The sequence below is a fragment of the Acinetobacter sp. YH12236 genome (assembly GCF_013417645.1).
GTDB lineage: Bacteria > Pseudomonadota > Gammaproteobacteria > Pseudomonadales > Moraxellaceae > Acinetobacter.
Genome location: NZ_VPDM01000003.1, coordinates 69127 through 87345, shown reverse-complemented (window position 1 = coordinate 87345; position 18219 = coordinate 69127). Strand labels below are relative to the sequence as shown.

Sequence of the window (18219 nt, the reverse complement as noted above, 5' to 3'; positions counted from 1 at the left end):
GTAACAATTCATAAACGCTTTTTTAATTGAACGTTCAATTAATAAAAATTATAGTGCCAGCTCACCCTTGATGTACAGCGCAGTTTGTTTTGGATTTGCAAAAGTTTGTAATTCACGAAAACAAGGAAGCTTTAGGGCCAGTTTTTGCTTTTAAATCACACTGCACTGTAGATCATCCGGCAACAAAAACGATGGTCAGAGATTTATGCAAAAGAAAAACGAAGAGGTGCAAGATAGTCTGAATAAGGTAGTCTTTTATTGTTCGGCGACGCTTATTCTGCTGTTTTCTATCATCACGATTTTATTTAATGAACAAGCCAATCTAGTCATTATTAATATTTTAAACTGGGTCAGTAGTACCTTTAGCTGGTATTACCTGCTGGCGGCAACGCTGTATCTGGTTTTTATTGTCTTTATCGCCTGCTCACGTTATGGCGAAATCAAGCTTGGTCCCAAACATTCTAAACCCGAATTCAGCCTGCTGAGCTGGTCGGCCATGCTGTTCTCAGCCGGGATCGGGATTGACTTGATGTTCTTCTCGGTCGCTGAACCCCTGTCGCACTATATGAGTCCACCAGTCGGTGAAGCTGAAACCTTTGAAGCCGCGCGTCAGTCCATGGTCTGGACCCTGTTTCACTATGGTCTGACTGGCTGGAGCATGTACGCGCTGATTGGGGTTGCGTTGGGATATTTCAGTTATCGCTATAATTTACCGCTGACAATTCGCTCTGCGCTTTATCCTATTTTTGGAAAAAGAATTAATGGCCCGATTGGCCATACGGTGGATACGGCTGCAGTACTCGGTACGATATTTGGTATCGCCACGACCTGCGGTATTGGTGTGGTTCAGCTAAATTACGGTCTGCATGTCCTGTTTGGCTTGCCGGAAAATATCTGGATTCAAACTGCATTAATTGGTGTTGCAGTCATTATTACTATTATTTCCGTCACTGCGGGTGTCAATAAAGGTATTCGGGTTCTGTCTGAAATTAATATCTATGTATCAATCGGGTTGCTGCTCTTTATTCTCTTTATGGGAAATACAGAGTTTTTATTAGCGGCTCTAATTCAGAATTTTGGTGATTATCTCAGCCAGTTCCCGAAACTCTCTTTAAGCAGTTTTCCTTTTGAGCAGCCTAAAGAATGGATGAATAGCTGGACCCTGTTCTTCTGGGCATGGTGGATTGCTTGGTCGCCGTTTGTAGGTCTGTTCCTGGCACGTATTTCCCGTGGTCGTACTATTCGTGAATTTGTCACCGGGACTTTGGTTATTCCTCTGTTATTTACCCTCACTTGGTTGTCTATTTTCGGTAACAGTGCTTTATACAGCGTGATTTTTGATGGTAATACTCAGCTTGCGACAACTGTTTTAGAAAATCCGGCACATGGTTTTTATGACCTGCTGGCACAGTATCCAGGTTTCACATTTCTCGCAGGTGTCGCCACCATTACAGGTTTGCTGTTCTATGTGACTTCAGCGGATTCAGGGGCATTGGTATTGGGGAACTTCACCACTAAATTCACTAATATTGAGCATGATTCACCGCGCTGGCTCAGTGTGTTCTGGGCGATTGCGATTGGCCTGTTGACGCTAGCTATGCTAATGGCTAACGGTGTGACAGCATTGCAAAACACCACCATTATTATGGGCTTACCTTTTAGTTTCGTGATCTTCTTTGTCATGGCCGGTTTGTATAAATCCTTGCGGCTTGAGGATTTCCGTCAGGCCAGTACCAGTCTGAATGCTGCACCAGTCGTCGGTAATGTTGACATCTTTAACTGGAAGAAACGTCTGAGCCGGGTGATGTTGCATCCAAGCCTTTCACAGACTCGCGCCATGCTGGATGACGTCTGCAAGCCGGCCATTGAGGCAGTTGCGACTGAGTTAACCGATAAGGGTATTCAAGTGAATATTCAGGAAAAACCGCTTGAGGAAGAACCTGAACTGTATCATCTGGATCTCACCATTCAGCTGGATGAAGAAGAAAACTTTGTCTATCAAATCTGGCCAGTACGTTATGCCACACCGAACTTTAGTTCACGGGGTAAACGGACTAAACGCTATTACTATCGTCTGGAAAGTTACCTGTTTGAAGGATCTCAGGGCAATGATCTGGTCGGTTATAGCAAGGAACAAGTCATTAACGACATTCTAGATAAATATGAACGTCATATGATGTATCTGCACATCAACCGGATCAGTCCGGGTAAACGTCCACTTTTCCCGGATCGTGAAATCTAGGATCACTCAACTACGGAAGGATTGAATGATGTCAGCAAGTTTAAATGCCTTTGCCCTGTTTTTTTCGTTACTCAATCCATTTTTGATGAGTATCTATATGCTCGGAATTATTCGTAATTCCGAAGCAAAGGTCTTCAATATGGCATTGATTCAGGGCAGCCTGATCAGCTTTATTGTTTTCATCATTTTTGCGAAAACTGGCGAAGCCTTCTTCAATGAAGTGCTACATGCTCGCTTTGAATCCTTCCAGATTTTTGGTGGTCTGATTTTTCTGGTGATTGGATATCGCTATGTCTTTGAAGGTGCGGATACCATTGGGGTGATGCGGGGTGCGCCGAATCATCTGGCGGGTACGATTGCCATGCCTTTTATGATTGGCCCTGGAACAATTTCAGCTTCGGTTATTACCGGTGTACAGCTCAGTTTAATGCAGACTATTTTAGTGATCTTTTTTACTTTATTTTTAACCTGCAGCTTACTGATCCTGATGAAATATCTGCATGATCATATGCAACACAAATATTCCAATTATATTGACCTTTATGTCGATATTGTTGGTCGTGTCGCAGCACTATTAATCGGTACAATTGCGATTGATATGATTGTGACAGGTGTCAGTGGAATTTTGGAAGGCTAGTTTTATACAAGCTGACAGGATAAAAAAGCGGATAAAAATGCCCGCTTTTTTATGAAGTGATGATTTTAAAATTTAAACGACACACCTGCATAGGTTGAGAAGCCTTCACCCGGTGAAGATCGTGCTCGATCTGCACCTTTGTCGTCATAACCTGGAATCACCACTGCTGCATATTTTTCATCGGTGATATTCTTGAAGTTAACCCAGGCACTCCATGACTGATCTTCTGGTGCATATCCCAGATCAATACCCCAAATCTGATAATCATCACTGAAGCGGCTATTGGCATAATCATGTGCCATTTTCGATGCATATTCAGTATTTAGACCCACATAAAGACCGTTATTCAAGGCATAACTGAGCTGTGCCTGATAAAGGTGTTTTGGAATTCCCGGTAACTGGTTTTTGCCAAATAAAGGATCGTTTTTATACTGGAAATCACTCAAGGTATAAGCTTGACGTAGACGAAGCTCGCCCTGCTGTGATGCATACAATGGTGTATCCAGACTGAGTTCTACACCTTGATGAAGGGTTGGAGTCGCATTGGATTCAACGGCAATTGGCTCAGAAGGTCGTTCCGATCCATCCTCATAGGTTTTGATCAACTCTGAGGTTAATAACTCGTTTTTAACTTTGGAATAATAGTAGCTCAGTGCCCAATCACCCCAGGCTGATTGACCCCGGCCACCCAGTTCTAAAGTATTTGCAGTTTGTGTGTCCAGATAAATAGGTTCACGTACCCGCCCTGAAGCGACACCACTGTCAAAATAGTATGGCGAAGACCATGCCATCGCCCATGGATGTGCCGGTTCAATACTACGGCTTAAATTGGCAAACCATTGTAATGTTTCATTTGGCTGATAAGTCAGGCCAATACGCGGGGCGAAATTCCATTCATAGCGGCTAACTTCAGGACTAGCCACAGGATAAGTCACTTCACTCTCACGGTGGGTATAGGCTGCTGCCAATCCTAGATCAAGCTTAAACTGATCATTCAACTGAGTTTCCTGATCAAATTGCAGCACATTGTCTGAACCACGATAGGTATAACGGCGTGTTACGGTATCTGCCGGATAAAGCGCACCGTCAATCGTAGTATCGCGTCGAATTGTTTCGGTTACACCACTATTCGGACGGTGCGTGGTACTTCGAAAAGCAACTTTTCCTTGATGTTCAAGACCGAATAACTGATAAGGTTTCTCATACTGAACCCGCGCACTAATATCCTCATAATCGACATTGGTACGATAACTACTTTCACGTAGATCCAATGGATAATGGTGATAAGCCAGACTACCGGTCAGTTTGGCATCATCCTGCAAGTTCCAAGTGGTAGTATTTGCCAGCCAGGTACTGCCCGGTTGAATCCGCTTGGCATCTACAGCCAGATTAAAATCATTGGCTGCTTCAGGATTATTCTTGAGCTGTTCCTGGGTAATGCGCCCTGGCGTTAAATGTTTGCTTTCACGGTAACGGGCATAAAAGCGGGTCTCAATATCTGGACTGATCTGATAACCCAGATTAAAAGCTAGACCTTTACCATCACCTTCGGCATGATCCTGAATCCCGTCAAACTGTGAACCCGTTACTGTCAGATAATAATCTAACTTATCGAGTTGTCGGCCAGTACTAAACTGGTATTTCTGATAGCCATGGCTACCCGTTTCATATTTTAATTCAGAGCCATTCTGCTCTGCACCAGTCTTACTTTTATAATTAACTGTTCCACCTAAGGACAATCCGCCCTGTTTTAAACCATTGGCACCACGGTACACCTCAACATGATCAATCCACCATGGTTCAAGCAGTTCATAAGCTGTACCACCCGGTCCGGTAAAGGGAATATCATCGATCATGACATAAGTTCCGGATGCATGTGCACCAGAAGTACGGTTAATGCCAGAACCACGGATAGAAATTTTGGCTCCTTCATTGCCCGGCGATTGGGCATAAATGCCGGGCTGGAGACGGAAGACGTCAGCAATGGTTCCCAGACGCTGATGTTCGAGCTGCTGATCTGAAATAAAATTGGTTCCTCCCGAAACTTTAGCGAGTTCGGCCGCAGTCTGTTGCTGGGAATTTGTATTTTGCTCAGTGGTCACCACAATAGTGTCCAGTTGCTGAACACTATCCTGTGCTAGCGTAGTTTCAGCATAAAGATGGCCTGAAAATGCCGACAGTATCATCAGGCTAAGCGGATTTTTCTTGAGAGGGATTTTTGTCATATTCATGGCGAATTTATACAATCCTGTATAAGTGATCCTGATCTGCTTTAGGACTTGGCTTAAAAATTTAAGCTGTAGCATAAATGAAGCATGCAAAATTAAGCAGATATTTTCTGCCAAAATATCTGACTGGTGCGGCAATATTTTAAATTTTTTCTATACAAAAAATCTGTCAGTACTTTACAAGATCACAGACAGATTCATACAAGTTCTGACATCTAATTTATTAAGTATTTGTAATTTATAGATATGTATTTTTTTCTTGTAACCATCTAATTCGAGTTGGCAAAAAGTGATTTAAATTAAAAATTTTGAAGATATAAACAATATTCTGATTCATCAAGATCAGTTTAATAGACAGGTTTCTAGACCAAAATCTTAGTCATAACTAGAAAATAGAATTCTTATTTTTTGAACTATGGCTTATAGATTTCAGCCCAAAAAAGAAACCCTCCTGCTGGAGAGTTTCTTCATGTATTCTGGCTATTATTTTATTTAGAGGCATTTTCGATTACTTGTGCTTGTAATGGTACAGCTTGCTGGGTTTCAGCTGATTTTTTCTTGGTTTTCATTTCTGCCACTTTGGCCAGAGTTTTCTCGGTAAAACGTAAACCACCATCTTCTGCCATCACATTACCCGCCATCAAAAGACTGCTCATTACTACTAGCAGGGATGGTATAAGTTGTAATTTCATGTCTATTCCACCTTTTTATTTTATAGTGGATTAAAAATAAGCAATTATTATTCCAATATTTTTATCTATATTTGATTTTTTTATTTTTCCCGATCATCTTGATGAAATTAAAATTGATCTAAGCGATAAATTTTATATTCTTTATTGTCTTAAAATTCCTTATTTTAGTGCGATTATTTTGGTTACGCCTCATTTTAGTCAGAGTAATTTAGTCTCATCAGACTCTATGCACTATTTTTATGACACTTTTAACCTGATCTCCTGATTTTTTGCACCAAATTGCATGGTATGTTTTTTGCATAAGTCCTCATAGAATATTCCCCGATGTACTAGTTAAAAATCTTGCATGTCTAAATTACGAATTGCCCTGATTGATGATGATCCAGAACGCGCTGAATTTATTCAGGCTTCTTTGCTTGCGCATGATTTTCATGTGGTGGCTTGTGTCATTCTGAATGACCTCAACATTGTTGATATCAAAAGCCTGCATGCCGATGTCATTCTGTTAAATATGGATCATCCTCATCGCGATATTATCGAAAGCTGCGTGAGTCAGTATGAATTACCTACGGTTCTATTTACCCAAAATTCCAACAAGGACACCATCAGAAATGCCATTGATGCCGGAGTCACGGCATATATTGTGGACGGGATTGATCCAACCAAACTGGAAAATATTCTGGAAATATCGATTGAACAATTCCAGAAACATAAAAAACTGTTACATGACCTGAAGGAAACTCAGGAAAAATTAAGTGATCGCAGGGATATTGATAAAGCCAAAGTCCTGCTGATCCAGCTGCATGGACTGAGCGAAGAAGAAGCATTTGCCCTGTTGCGCAAAAATGCCATGAGTCACCGGATTACCATTGGCGATATGGCAAGGCGCTTACTTGATGCACAAAAACTGTTATCCGGCCAATAAGGAGCATTCAATGACAACATTAGAAAAAACAGAACTCAATATTGGCTATATTCCACTGCTTGATTGTGTTGCCATTCTTTGGGCGGAGCGACAAGGTTATTTTACTGAACAGGGTTTAAAGGTAAACCTGATCCGTGAAGCCTCCTGGTCCAGCTTACGCGACCGTCTGGCCTATGGCTTTCTGGATGCTGCCCATTGCCTGTCTGCCATGCTTCCCGCGGCTGCTTTGGGCGCAGACCAGTTACAAGTCGCTTTGCAGACCCCATTAGTCCTCAGTATCAATCAGGCATTTATCAGCTTAAGACAGGATTTGTGTTATGAACTGGGCATTCAGCCTGAAGATAATGAACAGATCACGTCACAAAAGCTGGTCAGTGCCTTAAAGCAGCAACATAAAGTAGGTCTGGCTCATGTTTATAAATACTCCATTCATCATTACTGTTTAAGAGAATGGCTGGCTTTAACTGATCCACAATATGCCAAAAATATATTGCTCAAGACCTCACCCCCCCCTTTAATGGTCAAAGGAATTGCAGCACAGATTTTTGATGGTTTTTGTGTGGGTGAGCCATGGAATATTCAGGCCAAGCTTGAAGGTTATAGCCTGATTGTCGCAGCCAGCCAGAATGTCATTCCTAAAGTGGCAGACAAAGTGCTGGCGATAACTCAGGAATGGGGCGAGTTGCATCCACTGACTGTAGAGGCCTTAGTCGCTGCTGTAAAAAAAGCCCAGATGGATTTAAAGCATGCTACCGATCTTTCTGAAGTTTGGGACATGCTGATGGATTATCAGATTATCCAGTTTGAATGTTCAGCTTCTCGACACGTTTATGACTTCCATAAGATTCAGAATATTATTCGTAACCTTGCAGGTGAAAGTGTTGAGCCTCAATTCACCGATTTTATCTGGCTATTAGAGCAGATGGAAAAATGGGAAAATATTGATCTGTACGCAGATGATCAGCAACAGATTGCCCAATCCTGTATTTATCAGCAAGAATCCACGACTGTATAAATTATAAATTTATAAACTTCCATAAAAAAAGACCCAGAATCGTTCTGGGTCTTTTTATTTACTGCTGATATTTAGCTGAGCGCTTGCTGCAAATCCAGTTGCATAAATTTTTGCAAGGACAATTTTCCAGCGATAACCTGATTGATGAATTGTGACATTTCATCATACAAGGTCTCATATAGCTGCGGTTCTAATGCCATATGTCTTAACTGGATCTGTAAATGCATCAACAGTTCCTGCTGCTCGCATTCACCCTGTTCCAGAGCATAGATATAACCCAGCACTGCGCCTTTTAAAACCACATCAAATGGCAAGCTATATTTAAGCAAGGTCAATAATGAACCCATAACCCGTTCATTGTGTTTCAGCTTTCTTAAAGGTTCACGCCCTACACGTGCACATGGGTCCTGATAAGCATAGGCACAGGATTCAGTAAAACTTTGTGCCAGACGTTCCAGATCTGAAGCATGCTTAGGAATCTGGTAACAGAGACCATGCTTCACCTGCGCTAAGGCCTGCTGCATGAATTTTCTGACCGCATGATCTGACATGGCCACGCCAATGGTCTGATGACCGCGCAGGCTGGCATACCAGGCCATCATCGCATGCACACCATTCCATAAGCGGTTTTTAATCAGCTGGATATTGGCAATATCATCTACCAGAATCATTTGGCGCATTTTAGCCAATAATGGACTGTTATTTTCCACATAGATTGGCATATCCGTTTCGGCATTAAACAGAATCAGGTCCATCGACTGCAGAATATGACTTGGCTGAAAATTACGGCGCAGGTCTTCAATATATAAGCCCGCCTGATGTTCCTGCTCTGCATTCAGGGCTGTAGAATCATCCAGATCCACTACGGACAGATCTTCATCCAGCTGATACTGCTTGAACATGTTGTATTTGATGCGCAGCTGACGGTACAGTTTCTGGTCGGACAGTTTGGAGACCATACGGTTCACCACGGTGTCACAGAAATAATGCTGATCCATAATGTGCTGCGCTGTCTGTTCATCCGTAATCTGTTTCAGACGGCTCAGAATCTGCTGCATCACCAGCTGTTTGGCCCCGATTTTATTCAGGATAATTAACAGCGTCAGCGGCTGTTCCTGCTGCTCGTAGGCCAAGTATCGCGCATATAAACCCTGTGCAATTACTTCTGCTTCAGAAACCAGAGCTTCCTCAGGGACACAGACTGCCACCAGACTGGATTCAATATACATATTCTGCATTTGCTTCAGATCATATGCATCAATCACACTCATATTCTCAATACGCTGGTCAAAAGAGTTTTGACCATAACGAATGCAATAAGTGCCAAACGCATTTACGGCAGATTGATAGAGTGGATTACGCGTTGAGGCAATAATTTTACGTGGACGTGTATAACCATCCCAGTGTGATAACACCTGAGCCAAATAACCACCGCCAATTGCACCGAAGCCGTGAATCCCGACCGTTAACTGATTCAGCGTTTGCGGAAATGCGGTCTCAAGTTCTGGCATTTCCAGAACAGGAACAAACTGGTTCAGGTCTGTCAGAAAATCTTCCATTGTTTCATAATAATACTGGGCTTCTGCCAGCATCGATTCATTCGGCGTTTTAATGTCTTTGAAAAGTACCGTCATACCACCTGCATCATAAGCAGATCGCAGGCCATTTTCAGAATCTTCAAACATCAGGCATTGAGCCGGACTTAAATTGATTTTTTCGGCTGCGCTGATAAAAATTTCTGGATGAGGTTTCCCCTGTTTAATCTCATCGCCACACACCAGTACATCAAAAAATTTATAGACATTGGCATTGATCAGATATTCTTCTGCGATCGCACGTCGGCTCGAAGTCGCCACAGCCATTTTCAGGCCTGCCTTGCGTAGGCGTTCCAGTACTTGTAATAAACCTTTTTTAATTGGAACACCATAATTGCGTACATGTTCTAGTTCCAGTACATCAGCACGCTGGCGGATCTCGGCATAAGGAACATCTTGTCCATAACGCTCTTTGGCCAGCTGCTCGGCACTACGGGCACTTAAGCCCAAACACTGCATTAAATAGTTTTCAGAAAATTCGACGCCGATCAGCTCACGCGAAGCTTGTTGCAAGGTTTGAAAGCGCAAACGTTCAGTATCAAACATGGTTCCATCCATATCGAAAATTGCGCCGTGTACGATTTGATTTTTAAATTCTAGCATTGCTCCCCTTTTATAATTCAATGAGTTAAGAAGTGGACAATACCTTAAGGAAAATAAGAGATTAAATAAACCGATGTAAAGATATGAAATAGTTCTGACTATAAATTGATCAATAAAGACTAAAATAAGATTATTTATGTTTCTGGATGTAATCAAACTGTTAACTTAAGTAAGTTATTAATCTTGCCCCTCAGTTTAAATTTTTCTTTTGAAATATCAGGTTATTTTATCATTTTAAATGTTTCTGCTTATCATGGCATCCATTTTGCTTGATCAGTATTACGTTTTATAAAAATTGTAATATTGAGGGGCAACACTATGAGTTACGTTGCACGTGAACTCAGTCAAAGAAATAAAATACTGTTTGGCTTGGGCTCTTTTTTAATACCGATCTTGATTTGGTGTGCAGTCAGTTATTTGCCATTTATCTGGCATCCACAAGTCCAGATTGCCGATTCAGGCAGCGTTAGCTATTTACAAGTCGGTAGTCGTATTGATAAGGATATCTTTTTCTCTGCTGCGCAATCCGCAGTGGATCAAGGTCTGGCGCCGCCCCAAGGTATTCTGGTCAATCCGATCTATCTGCCTGCCCCGCATGAAGTGGCGATCGCATTGGTCACTGCATTTACCACAGAACCTGCTCAAGCCAATGCTCCATGGTTTCATGAAAGCCTGTGGCACAGTATCAAGTTAGTGTTTACTGCCTTCTTAATATCTTCCCTGATTGGTATTCCACTCGGTATTTTATGTGGCTTCTCTAACAAAATTTCCCAACTGACCGAGCCATTTGTTGAGTTTTTCCGCTATTTGCCAGCTCCAGCTTTTGGTGCCCTTGCGGTGGCTATTTTAGGCATCAATGATGCACCAAAAGTAGCCATCATTGTGATTGGCACCTTGTTCCAGCAAATCCTGATTATTGCCAATACCACACGACTGGTGGATCGCAGTCTGATTGAAGCCGGTTTTACTCTGGGTACCAATAAATTAAAAAGCCTGTTTCATGTGGTCATTCCAGCAGCCCTTCCTGAAATTTATCGTAACTTACGCGTACTACTGGGATGGGCATGGACTTACCTGATCGTGGCTGAACTAATCGGCAGTACTTCCGGTATTACCTGGTTTATCACCCAGCAGGCCCGTTATCAGAATTTTGACAATGTTTTTGCAGCAATCTTGATCATTGGGGTAATTGGTCTGCTCTGTGACGTGATTTTAATGAAATTGGGACAACGCTTATTTAAATGGAAACCGGGAGCAAACTGATGCAAAACTCTGAATTTAATACCCGCGAATACTTTGACAAGATTTATAGCCGTCCGGTCATCCTGGAAGCCAAACAGCTCACTCAATCCTTCAAGCATGGCAAAACTGAACGCACCATTTTAAATGGCATTGACCTGAAAATTCATAAACGTGAGTTTATCTGTGTGATTGGTCCATCGGGTTGCGGTAAATCGACTTTTAGCCGTGTGGTAGCTGGGCTAGATCCTTATACCAGCGGTGAAATTCTGGTGGATGGCAAGCCGATTACTGGCCCAAGTCCGGAGCGTGGCATGGTGTTTCAGGGCTATACCCTGTTCCCATGGAAGACCGTGAAAGAAAACATCATGTTTGGCCCGAAAATGAAAGGTCAAAGTAATGCTTCTGCCGAAGCGCAGGCACGTGAATGGATCAATATCATTGGCCTGGAAAAATATCAAGATCAGTATCCGCATCAACTCTCAGGCGGGATGAAGCAACGTGTGGCGATTGCCCGCGCCTTGGTCAATGAACCCAAAGTGTTGCTGATGGATGAACCTTTTGGTGCACTGGATCCGCATACGCGCCAAAAAATGCAGCGTCACCTGATGGATCTGTGGCAAAACATCGACATTACCATCATTTTCGTGACCCACGATATGGATGAAGCCATCTTGCTGGCAGACCGGATTGTGGCGCTGAAAGCCAATCCAGGTGAAATCAAAGAAATTATTGAAGTGGATTTACCACGTCCACGCCATCCAGATCTGATGCTGACTCAGGAATTTAAACAGCTTCGCGAGCACGTCAATCATCTGGTACATGCACAGGAGGATGAGCTGGATCCTGCACTAGCCGATCTTCCAGAAATTCCACGCTTGACCAAAGTCAGCACGAGCAAATAATCCATTTTTAAAAAGAGCCTTTGGGACGACCCAAAGGTTTTAATCGCTGTGTTGGACGACCAACAATAAGGTGATTGCAATGCAAGACCAATACGTACTCCCACTCGTCGATATTTCTAAAATGCAAAGTCCGCATCTGGCCGATCGTCTTGAAGTTGCGGCAGCTTTAGACCAGGCCTGCAAAGATGTTGGATTCCTTTATCTTAAATGGGATCAGTTTAATTTTGATTATGCCACGTCACTGGTTGAACTGGCCAAATCCTATTTCGAGCAGGATCTGGACACAAAAATGCAGCGCTATATTGGCAAATCCAGTAACCATAGCGGTTATGTGCCAATTGGTGAAGAACAGTTCGCGGGCAACAGTTATGACCTCAAAGAAGCCTACGATGTGAATTATGACTATCAGGGTTCTAGAACAGACTGCCCATTGCTAGGCCCAACCTTATGGCCTGCATATCCGAATTTTAAAGCCATTGTCAGCCAATATTACGGCCACTTGCGCACCATCAGCGAACAGATTTTTTCTGCTTTTGCCCTAGCTCTCGGTGTCAAAGAGGATTTTTTCGCCGATAAAATTAATGATGCGCCAAGTCAATTGCGCCTGATTCATTATCCGTACAATCCGGATATCAAAGATGCCGAAGGCATCGGTGCACATACTGACTATGAATGCTTTACCTTACTATTACCAACTGCGCCAGGTTTGCAGGTGCTGAACAAATCCGGTGAATCGATTGATATTCCACTCATCGAAAATACGCTGGTGATGAACATTGGGGACATGATGGAAATCCTGTCCAATGGCAAATACCTGGCGACCAAACACCGCGTAAAAAAAGTCTCTGAAGAGCGTTATTCCTTTCCGCTGTTCTGTGCCTGTAACTATGACACGGTGATTGAACCGGTGGTAAAAACTGATGATTCCAAATATAAGCCTTTGATTGGTGGTGAACACCTGTTTAATCAGACCGCACAAACGTTCCAGTATTTAAAACAGCGAATTGCCAATGGTGAGCTGGTTCTAAAAAATGCCGTTCCACTGTCTTCCTTTGGTTTAAATGAAAAATCGGAGGCAGCATCATGAACCTGTTAGAAGCCATAAAAAAATTAACGCCAACAACTACTCAACCTGAAGTAGTTCCGAGCTTTTTATATGGGGCATTTCGCAGGAAAAGCATCAGTTTCTTTAATGGCCTGACCGATCAAAACACCATTGTGTACTGGTTCCAGTCACGCAGCTTTACTATTGATCTACGCCTGAAAAGTCAGAATGACACACCAGTGACAGAACGTCAGGGCTGGATTGGCAATACGGTATGGGATGATGCAACGCAGCTCTTGTCATGGGAAGTTGAAGACTACGCCAATTATCAAAATCATGTGCAGTGGCCTGAACCGGCCAAACTACATGCGATTGGTAACTGCATTCTGGAATTTTCACCAAGCAATGTCTATGTCGAAGACTGGCGTCAGCAAGTGAAGAAAGGGCTGTTCTTAGGCCTACGCTTAGAATCTGCGGTAGATGTCCAATCAGGTGCAAAACTGCAAATGGATGGCGGTCTGATCATCTGTGATGATCATATTGCCTATGCCCTGACCCGTTTGCCAGAGATGCAATCTCAAGTTGCAGAACTAGATATCAAGTCAGCCGATACTACTTCATTTGATCTATTACAAAGCTTTGAAGTCTCTATTGGCACCCAAGGTTTAAGTAAAACCTACAGCACCCGTACCGGTGAAACAGGCAACGCCTTTGATCTGGACAATTTTGAAATTCTGGATGCAACCCGTCTGGTCCAGCATGTGGTTCTGGATGGTCGTGCAATTGACCTGATTTTTAAGATTGATATCTACCAACCTGAATATGAGTTTCAGCACAGGACTAGCACGACTGCAGAAGCAGCACAGTGGATGAGCGCGGAACAGAATCACCTGCTGCATCATGCAGAACGGGTGTTATAAGGAGGAATATGGCTTTTTTATATCTATCTGTTGCTATTCTTGCAGAAGTCATCGCGACTTCTGCACTAAAAGCATCCAATGGCTTTAGCGTACTCTGGCCGTCAATCACCACATTTGTTGGCTATGCGATTGCCATTTTCTTTCTTTCCATGGCCATGAAAACTATTCCAATGGGCATTGCTTATGCGATCTGGTCTGGTGCAGGCATTATCCTTATTTCTACGGTTGGACTGTTGGTGTTCAAACAGCAACTGGATCTTCCCGCGCTGATCGGTCTGGCGTTTATGATCATTGGCATTATTTTTATCAATGTCTTTTCCAAAAGTACGCAGCTTTAATTTTTTGATATTAGCGTTCTTTCATCAGTCATTTTTAATTATTAAGAAGTAAATTGCCTCTCCTTGTAGGAGACTTGCGGAGCATGCTCCTCAGGGAGGGGTTCTTTCTAATAAATACCCTCATCCTCATGCGAAGCTATGCCTCTCATCCCAGAAGGAGAAGGAGCTTTTCAATATCCATTAAATTTGAATATTAATGATCATTTTTCGATTTATAAAAGATATTTACACATCTAACAATAAAAAATCCCCGAAACTGGGGATTTTTTATTGTTTGGATTTCGACTTATTTCAGCTCTTGTACCAGCGTTGGAACAATCACACTATCCACATTCATTTCAGTGCTATAAATGCCATTAGTGACGTTAAACTTGTTGACGTGATAGCTTGAACCATAGATCGAATCGAAACCCTCACCTTTGGTAAAGACTTTTTTGTTCGCTTCCAGATCCAGCAAATGGGTACCATCTACAAACTGCATATAGGCTTTAGCATCAACACCGACACGTTTCGACATGATTTCTACAGCATCTGCACGTGTTGCCGGGTCATTGATATATTTAACAGTTTTATCCCAAACTTGAATGACCTTTTTCCATTGCTCTTTATTGGCTTCCAGATGCGCAGGATTCACGGTCAAGGTGTCATAAATCAGACCAGCTTTATCTTTAGAGCTGAAAATAATTTTTGACCCGGCAACCGCAGACAAGGCCTGATTCGCGACTGGCTGCCATACCGCAATCGCATCAATATCCGCTGTTGCAAAGACCTGTGGCAGTTCATTGGTCATGGTGTTGACCAGTTTCACTTCATTCAGTTTAACCTTTGCATCATCCAGAGCAGTTGATAGCAGCAAGTGATCGACCAGACCTTTTTCAGTGGCAACAGTTTTACCGTGTAAATCCTGAATCGAGTTAATTCCATTCTTGGCAATGATTACGTCATTTCCAGCTGAATAATCCGTTGCCAGTATCATCACGCCTTTGGTACCACCAGAGCCAGTCACCAGATTATCACCATTGGTTACCATGACTGCATCCAGCTGATTTGCAGCAAAGGCAGACAATGAAGCAGAATAGTCAAACCATTTAAAATCTGCATTCACCCCTGCTTCTTTTAACCAGCCTTTTTCAATCGCCACTTGCCAAGCCACCCAACCTGGCCAGTCGCTATAGCCGATACGAATCGGCTGAGTATTTACACTGCCTTTGGCTTGACCAGAGGATTCTGGAACTTTAGCCGTATTGTCACAGCCACTGAATAAAATGGCGCAGCAAACAGATGCTGCTAAAGTTGCTTTCTTGATCATTGTGCTATTTCCCCTATGCAATTACATTTAAAACGCGTATTTGAAATTTGTTTTGATTTAATAAAGTCACGCCAACCGCCGAAATGACTGATGTCAGTTGCATCTTCAAGCGCATAGCCTTCGCAGATAAAACCTTTCACCCAGCTGCCATCTGCCAGCTGTACATTGCCAATGCCCAGCGGTGCTGGAACTTCTGCCACGATCTGACCAAAGTTGGCAAACGGAATCTCCCAGACTTCCACTTCGATTTCTTGACCTTTGCTGTGGTACTGCAAGCCCGGTTTCGGTGGGGTGGTATTTTTCAGTGCAAACAATTTATAGCTGGCTGCCGTTTTGGTTTTTTGCACTAAAGTGCCGCCACGTGTGGTGAGCTGGAAGTTCAATGGCATACCAGTCAGATGGGCGCCGACAACAGCCAGTTTTACTGCATGCTGTGACTGAATCTGGCTTGTTGATTCATAAGTTTTTTCAGATGTTCCTAGTGTTAAAGCCGTTGCCTGCTGCCAGGTTTGACCAAAGTTTGCCAATACCTGATCCATCCAGGCAGGTGCAATAAAAGTTACCCCGCTTGGCAAGCCATCAGCACGAATTGCATTAGGCAGTGCCAAAGCCGATAAATCCGCAAAATTCACGAAGTTGGTATAAGCGCCCATGTGGCTGTTTTTCACTAGTGGATCGGCTTCTACATCAGCAATCTTGTAGATGGTTGGCGCTGTTGGCACCATCAAGGCATCAAAGTCTGCTAGCGCAAGATTGATCTGACGAGCCAATTGCGCACGTTCATATTCCGCCTGCATCATATCGACAGCATTAAAGTTGTCTGCCTGACTGATAATCTGGTGAATCACCGGATGCGTTACATCACGAGAAACCAGTTTTTCAACGGCACTGGTCCGTTCTGCCACCCAAGCCTTGTTGTAAAGTGCTGAAGCCAGCTGATTGAAGATGTTGAAATCAATCGCTTCAACTGCATAACCAAGCTGTTTGACACGGGCAATTGCCAATTCAAAGGCTTTTTCAGTTTCAGCATCGCCATAGAATTCCAGTTGTGCCGGAATGGCAATTTTGCCTTTGGAAAATTGGGTTGGTACATTGGCTGGATGTTGGCGGGAATATTCATCTGTCTCATCATAGCCTTGCATGAATTGTGCGACTTGCCACGCATCATCTACAGTCAAGGCAAAGACTGAAATCACATCAATGGTGCGACATGCTGGCACCAAACCGGTTGTCGAGAACCAGCCTTTGGTTGGTTTTAAACCGACAATATTGTTATGTCCTGCCGGTACACGACCTGAACCCGCCGTATCGGTACCTAAACTAAAAGGCACCTGACCATTCGCCACCGCGACCGATGAACCAGAGCTTGAACCGCCGCTGATATATTCCGGATTAAAGCTGTTTTTCACTGCGCCGTAGGGTGAACGTACACCAACTAAGCCAGTTGCAAACTGGTCCAGGTTGGTTTTACCCACCACAATAGCCCCTGCTGCTTTTAATTTAGCTACGACTGTGGCATCGCTGGTCGCCAGATAAGAAGCTTCTTTGCAGGCTGCGGTGGTATAAAAACCGGCAACATCAATATTGTCTTTGACTGCGAATGGAATGCCGTAGAGTGGCAATTCGGCTAGTGATTTTCCTGTTAAGGCATCAATTTGTGCTTGTAATTGTTCTGCAGATGCAATTGAAATCCAGGCATGATCATCATTTTGAAATGATGCAACATAATCGATCAGGTCCTGTAACTGAATCTGCTGCTGTTGGTAGGCGTTCTGCCAGTCTTGAATTGTCCATAAAGTATTCATGACAATACTCCTTTATTGGTATTTTGGGGAATGGGAGGCATCACGGCATCCATCAGTTCCAGGTGTCCTTTGAGCACCCCTTTTAATGCAATAAATTGTTCGCTAATTTCTTTTAAATCACTGCTTACACCCTGCATCAGCATCACTTGCAGGACTTTCTGATCATCCAGCTGGATATGCAGCGAGCTGATCACCTGTTCCAGATATTGCTGTTGCAAATCGACCAATTGGGAACGTAACGGTTTCAGGCTGACCTCATAGACCAGCGTCAGCGTACCGACCATGACTTCATCACGAGAAACCAGTTCATCAATCAGGTGGCGGTTAATCATGTCGACAATGGCCTGCGAGCGGCTTTCATAATGCTGCTCGACAATTTTCTGATCCATGGCCTGTAATGTGGTTTCCGGCACGGTGATACTGATTCGTGCCAATTTCGGTTTAGACACGTCTGTTTTCCTTGAGTGAATCCTGTTTGACATAAAGCCCGGCGCGAACGCTGAGCAGTTCAATGAAAAATTGGGCAAATGGATGCAGCTTGGCTTTTTTGCTTTGATTATTCATGCGCATCTCCTTGGTATTACTGAATGTGAATTTCGTATTACTTAAGGAAATGCAGAAAGCGTGCCAGTTTTAGATGAGGAAATTTACTAATTACGAGCAGAAAAGACTGAAATTCAGCTTAAAAAAAGCCCCATCAACGGTTATGGGGCTTATTTGG

The 18219-nt window shown here is 43.2% G+C and carries 16 protein-coding genes; 9 read left to right on the top strand and 7 right to left on the bottom strand.

Translation table 11 applies throughout. From position 1 onward, the window contains the following. The first annotated feature begins 205 nt into the window (after positions 1-205). A complete protein-coding gene (locus FTV14_RS02585) occupies positions 206-2242 on the top strand; it encodes a choline transporter (protein ID WP_159122945.1) in 2037 nt (678 codons plus the stop codon). A gap of 28 nt (positions 2243-2270) precedes the next feature. Next, complete coding sequence (locus FTV14_RS02580; protein WP_159122944.1) at positions 2271-2879, top strand: MarC family protein; 609 nt, start codon at positions 2271-2273, stop codon at positions 2877-2879. A gap of 65 nt (positions 2880-2944) precedes the next feature. Here FTV14_RS02580 and FTV14_RS02575 read toward each other — a convergent pair whose 3' ends face one another. Both FTV14_RS02575 and FTV14_RS02570 read right to left on the bottom strand, forming a co-directional pair. Next, positions 2945-5110: a TonB-dependent receptor domain-containing protein gene (locus FTV14_RS02575; RefSeq protein WP_180053260.1), complete on the bottom strand. Its 2166-nt coding sequence runs from the start codon at positions 5108-5110 to the stop codon at positions 2945-2947. 485 nt (positions 5111-5595) lie between these two features. Further along, a complete protein-coding gene (locus tag FTV14_RS02570; protein WP_125278494.1) occupies positions 5596-5799 on the bottom strand; it encodes a hypothetical protein in 204 nt (67 codons plus the stop codon). Positions 5800-6145: 346 nt separating this feature from the next. On the opposite strand from FTV14_RS02570, the gene FTV14_RS02565 reads away from it, so the two are divergent. Together FTV14_RS02565 and FTV14_RS02560 are read left to right on the top strand one after the other, a co-directional pair. Further along, the gene (locus FTV14_RS02565; protein WP_004785667.1) at positions 6146-6724 is read left to right on the top strand and encodes an ANTAR domain-containing response regulator; all 579 of its coding nucleotides are present in this window, start codon (positions 6146-6148) and stop codon (positions 6722-6724) included. Between the two features lie 10 nt (positions 6725-6734). Next, positions 6735-7739 (top strand): ABC transporter substrate-binding protein, encoded by a 1005-nt coding sequence (locus FTV14_RS02560; RefSeq protein WP_180053259.1) that lies wholly within the window; start codon positions 6735-6737, stop codon positions 7737-7739. Positions 7740-7810: 71 nt separating this feature from the next. On the opposite strand, the gene mtlD is transcribed toward FTV14_RS02560, so the two are convergent. Further along, positions 7811-9937: a bifunctional mannitol-1-phosphate dehydrogenase/phosphatase gene (gene mtlD, locus FTV14_RS02555; protein WP_180053258.1), complete on the bottom strand. Its 2127-nt coding sequence runs from the start codon at positions 9935-9937 to the stop codon at positions 7811-7813. A gap of 318 nt (positions 9938-10255) precedes the next feature. Between mtlD and FTV14_RS02550 the strand changes: the two genes are divergently transcribed. From FTV14_RS02550 to FTV14_RS02530, 5 genes are all read left to right on the top strand, one after another. Next, positions 10256-11200, top strand: a complete 945-nt coding sequence (locus FTV14_RS02550; RefSeq protein WP_179992570.1) for an ABC transporter permease — start codon at positions 10256-10258, stop codon at positions 11198-11200. Beyond that, positions 11200-12081, top strand: coding sequence for an ABC transporter ATP-binding protein (locus tag FTV14_RS02545; RefSeq protein ID WP_180053257.1), 882 nt, complete (start codon positions 11200-11202; stop codon positions 12079-12081). Before FTV14_RS02550 ends, FTV14_RS02545 begins: the two co-directional genes overlap by 1 nt. Positions 12082-12160: 79 nt before the next feature. Next, positions 12161-13168 (top strand): isopenicillin N synthase family oxygenase, encoded by a 1008-nt coding sequence (locus FTV14_RS02540; protein WP_180053256.1) that lies wholly within the window; start codon positions 12161-12163, stop codon positions 13166-13168. Next, on the top strand, positions 13165-14046 hold the full coding sequence (locus tag FTV14_RS02535; RefSeq protein ID WP_180053255.1) for a hypothetical protein: 882 nt from the start codon (positions 13165-13167) through the stop codon (positions 14044-14046). Before FTV14_RS02540 ends, FTV14_RS02535 begins: the two co-directional genes overlap by 4 nt. An 8-nt stretch (positions 14047-14054) precedes the next feature. Beyond that, a complete protein-coding gene (locus FTV14_RS02530; RefSeq protein ID WP_180053254.1) occupies positions 14055-14384 on the top strand; it encodes a multidrug efflux SMR transporter in 330 nt (109 codons plus the stop codon). A 286-nt stretch (positions 14385-14670) separates the two neighbouring features. Here the strand turns inward: FTV14_RS02530 and FTV14_RS02525 are convergent, their stop codons facing one another. The 4 genes from FTV14_RS02525 to FTV14_RS15975 are packed head-to-tail and all read right to left on the bottom strand — an operon-like array spanning position 14671 to position 18062. Further along, positions 14671-15693, bottom strand: coding sequence for an ABC transporter substrate-binding protein (locus tag FTV14_RS02525; RefSeq protein ID WP_180053253.1), 1023 nt, complete (start codon positions 15691-15693; stop codon positions 14671-14673). Next, positions 15690-17498 carry an allophanate hydrolase gene (atzF, locus tag FTV14_RS02520; protein ID WP_180053252.1) on the bottom strand — a complete coding sequence of 603 codons (1809 nt, stop codon included), beginning with the start codon at positions 17496-17498 and terminating at the stop codon, positions 15690-15692. Before atzF ends, FTV14_RS02525 begins: the two co-directional genes overlap by 4 nt. Next, entirely contained in the window at positions 17495-17947 is a 453-nt protein-coding gene (locus tag FTV14_RS02515) for a transcriptional regulator (protein WP_180053251.1), read from the bottom strand. Before FTV14_RS02515 ends, atzF begins: the two co-directional genes overlap by 4 nt. Next, a complete protein-coding gene (locus tag FTV14_RS15975; RefSeq protein ID WP_257219743.1) occupies positions 17940-18062 on the bottom strand; it encodes a hypothetical protein in 123 nt (40 codons plus the stop codon). The genes FTV14_RS02515 and FTV14_RS15975 overlap by 8 nt, the downstream gene beginning before the upstream one ends. Positions 18063-18219: the final 157 nt, after the last annotated feature.

Excerpts from the sequence above, each read along its gene's own strand:
- FTV14_RS02540 (WP_180053256.1), top strand. The coding sequence starts at position 12,161 with ATGCAAGACCAATACGTACTCCCACTCGTCGATATTTCTAAAATGCAA.
- FTV14_RS02545 (WP_180053257.1), top strand. The coding sequence starts at position 11,200 with ATGCAAAACTCTGAATTTAATACCCGCGAATACTTTGACAAGATTTAT.
- FTV14_RS02565 (WP_004785667.1), top strand. The coding sequence starts at position 6,146 with ATGTCTAAATTACGAATTGCCCTGATTGATGATGATCCAGAACGCGCT.
- FTV14_RS02550 (WP_179992570.1), top strand. The coding sequence starts at position 10,256 with ATGAGTTACGTTGCACGTGAACTCAGTCAAAGAAATAAAATACTGTTT.
- FTV14_RS02530 (WP_180053254.1), top strand. The coding sequence starts at position 14,055 with ATGGCTTTTTTATATCTATCTGTTGCTATTCTTGCAGAAGTCATCGCG.
- FTV14_RS02585 (WP_159122945.1), top strand. The coding sequence starts at position 206 with ATGCAAAAGAAAAACGAAGAGGTGCAAGATAGTCTGAATAAGGTAGTC.
- FTV14_RS02525 (WP_180053253.1), bottom strand. The coding sequence starts at position 15,693 with ATGATCAAGAAAGCAACTTTAGCAGCATCTGTTTGCTGCGCCATTTTA.
- FTV14_RS02560 (WP_180053259.1), top strand. The coding sequence starts at position 6,735 with ATGACAACATTAGAAAAAACAGAACTCAATATTGGCTATATTCCACTG.
- FTV14_RS02575 (WP_180053260.1), bottom strand. The coding sequence starts at position 5,110 with ATGAATATGACAAAAATCCCTCTCAAGAAAAATCCGCTTAGCCTGATG.
- FTV14_RS02580 (WP_159122944.1), top strand. The coding sequence starts at position 2,271 with ATGTCAGCAAGTTTAAATGCCTTTGCCCTGTTTTTTTCGTTACTCAAT.
- atzF (WP_180053252.1), bottom strand. The coding sequence starts at position 17,498 with ATGAATACTTTATGGACAATTCAAGACTGGCAGAACGCCTACCAACAG.
- FTV14_RS15975 (WP_257219743.1), bottom strand. The coding sequence starts at position 18,062 with ATGAATAATCAAAGCAAAAAAGCCAAGCTGCATCCATTTGCCCAATTT.
- mtlD (WP_180053258.1), bottom strand. The coding sequence starts at position 9,937 with ATGCTAGAATTTAAAAATCAAATCGTACACGGCGCAATTTTCGATATG.
- FTV14_RS02570 (WP_125278494.1), bottom strand. The coding sequence starts at position 5,799 with ATGAAATTACAACTTATACCATCCCTGCTAGTAGTAATGAGCAGTCTT.
- FTV14_RS02535 (WP_180053255.1), top strand. The coding sequence starts at position 13,165 with ATGAACCTGTTAGAAGCCATAAAAAAATTAACGCCAACAACTACTCAA.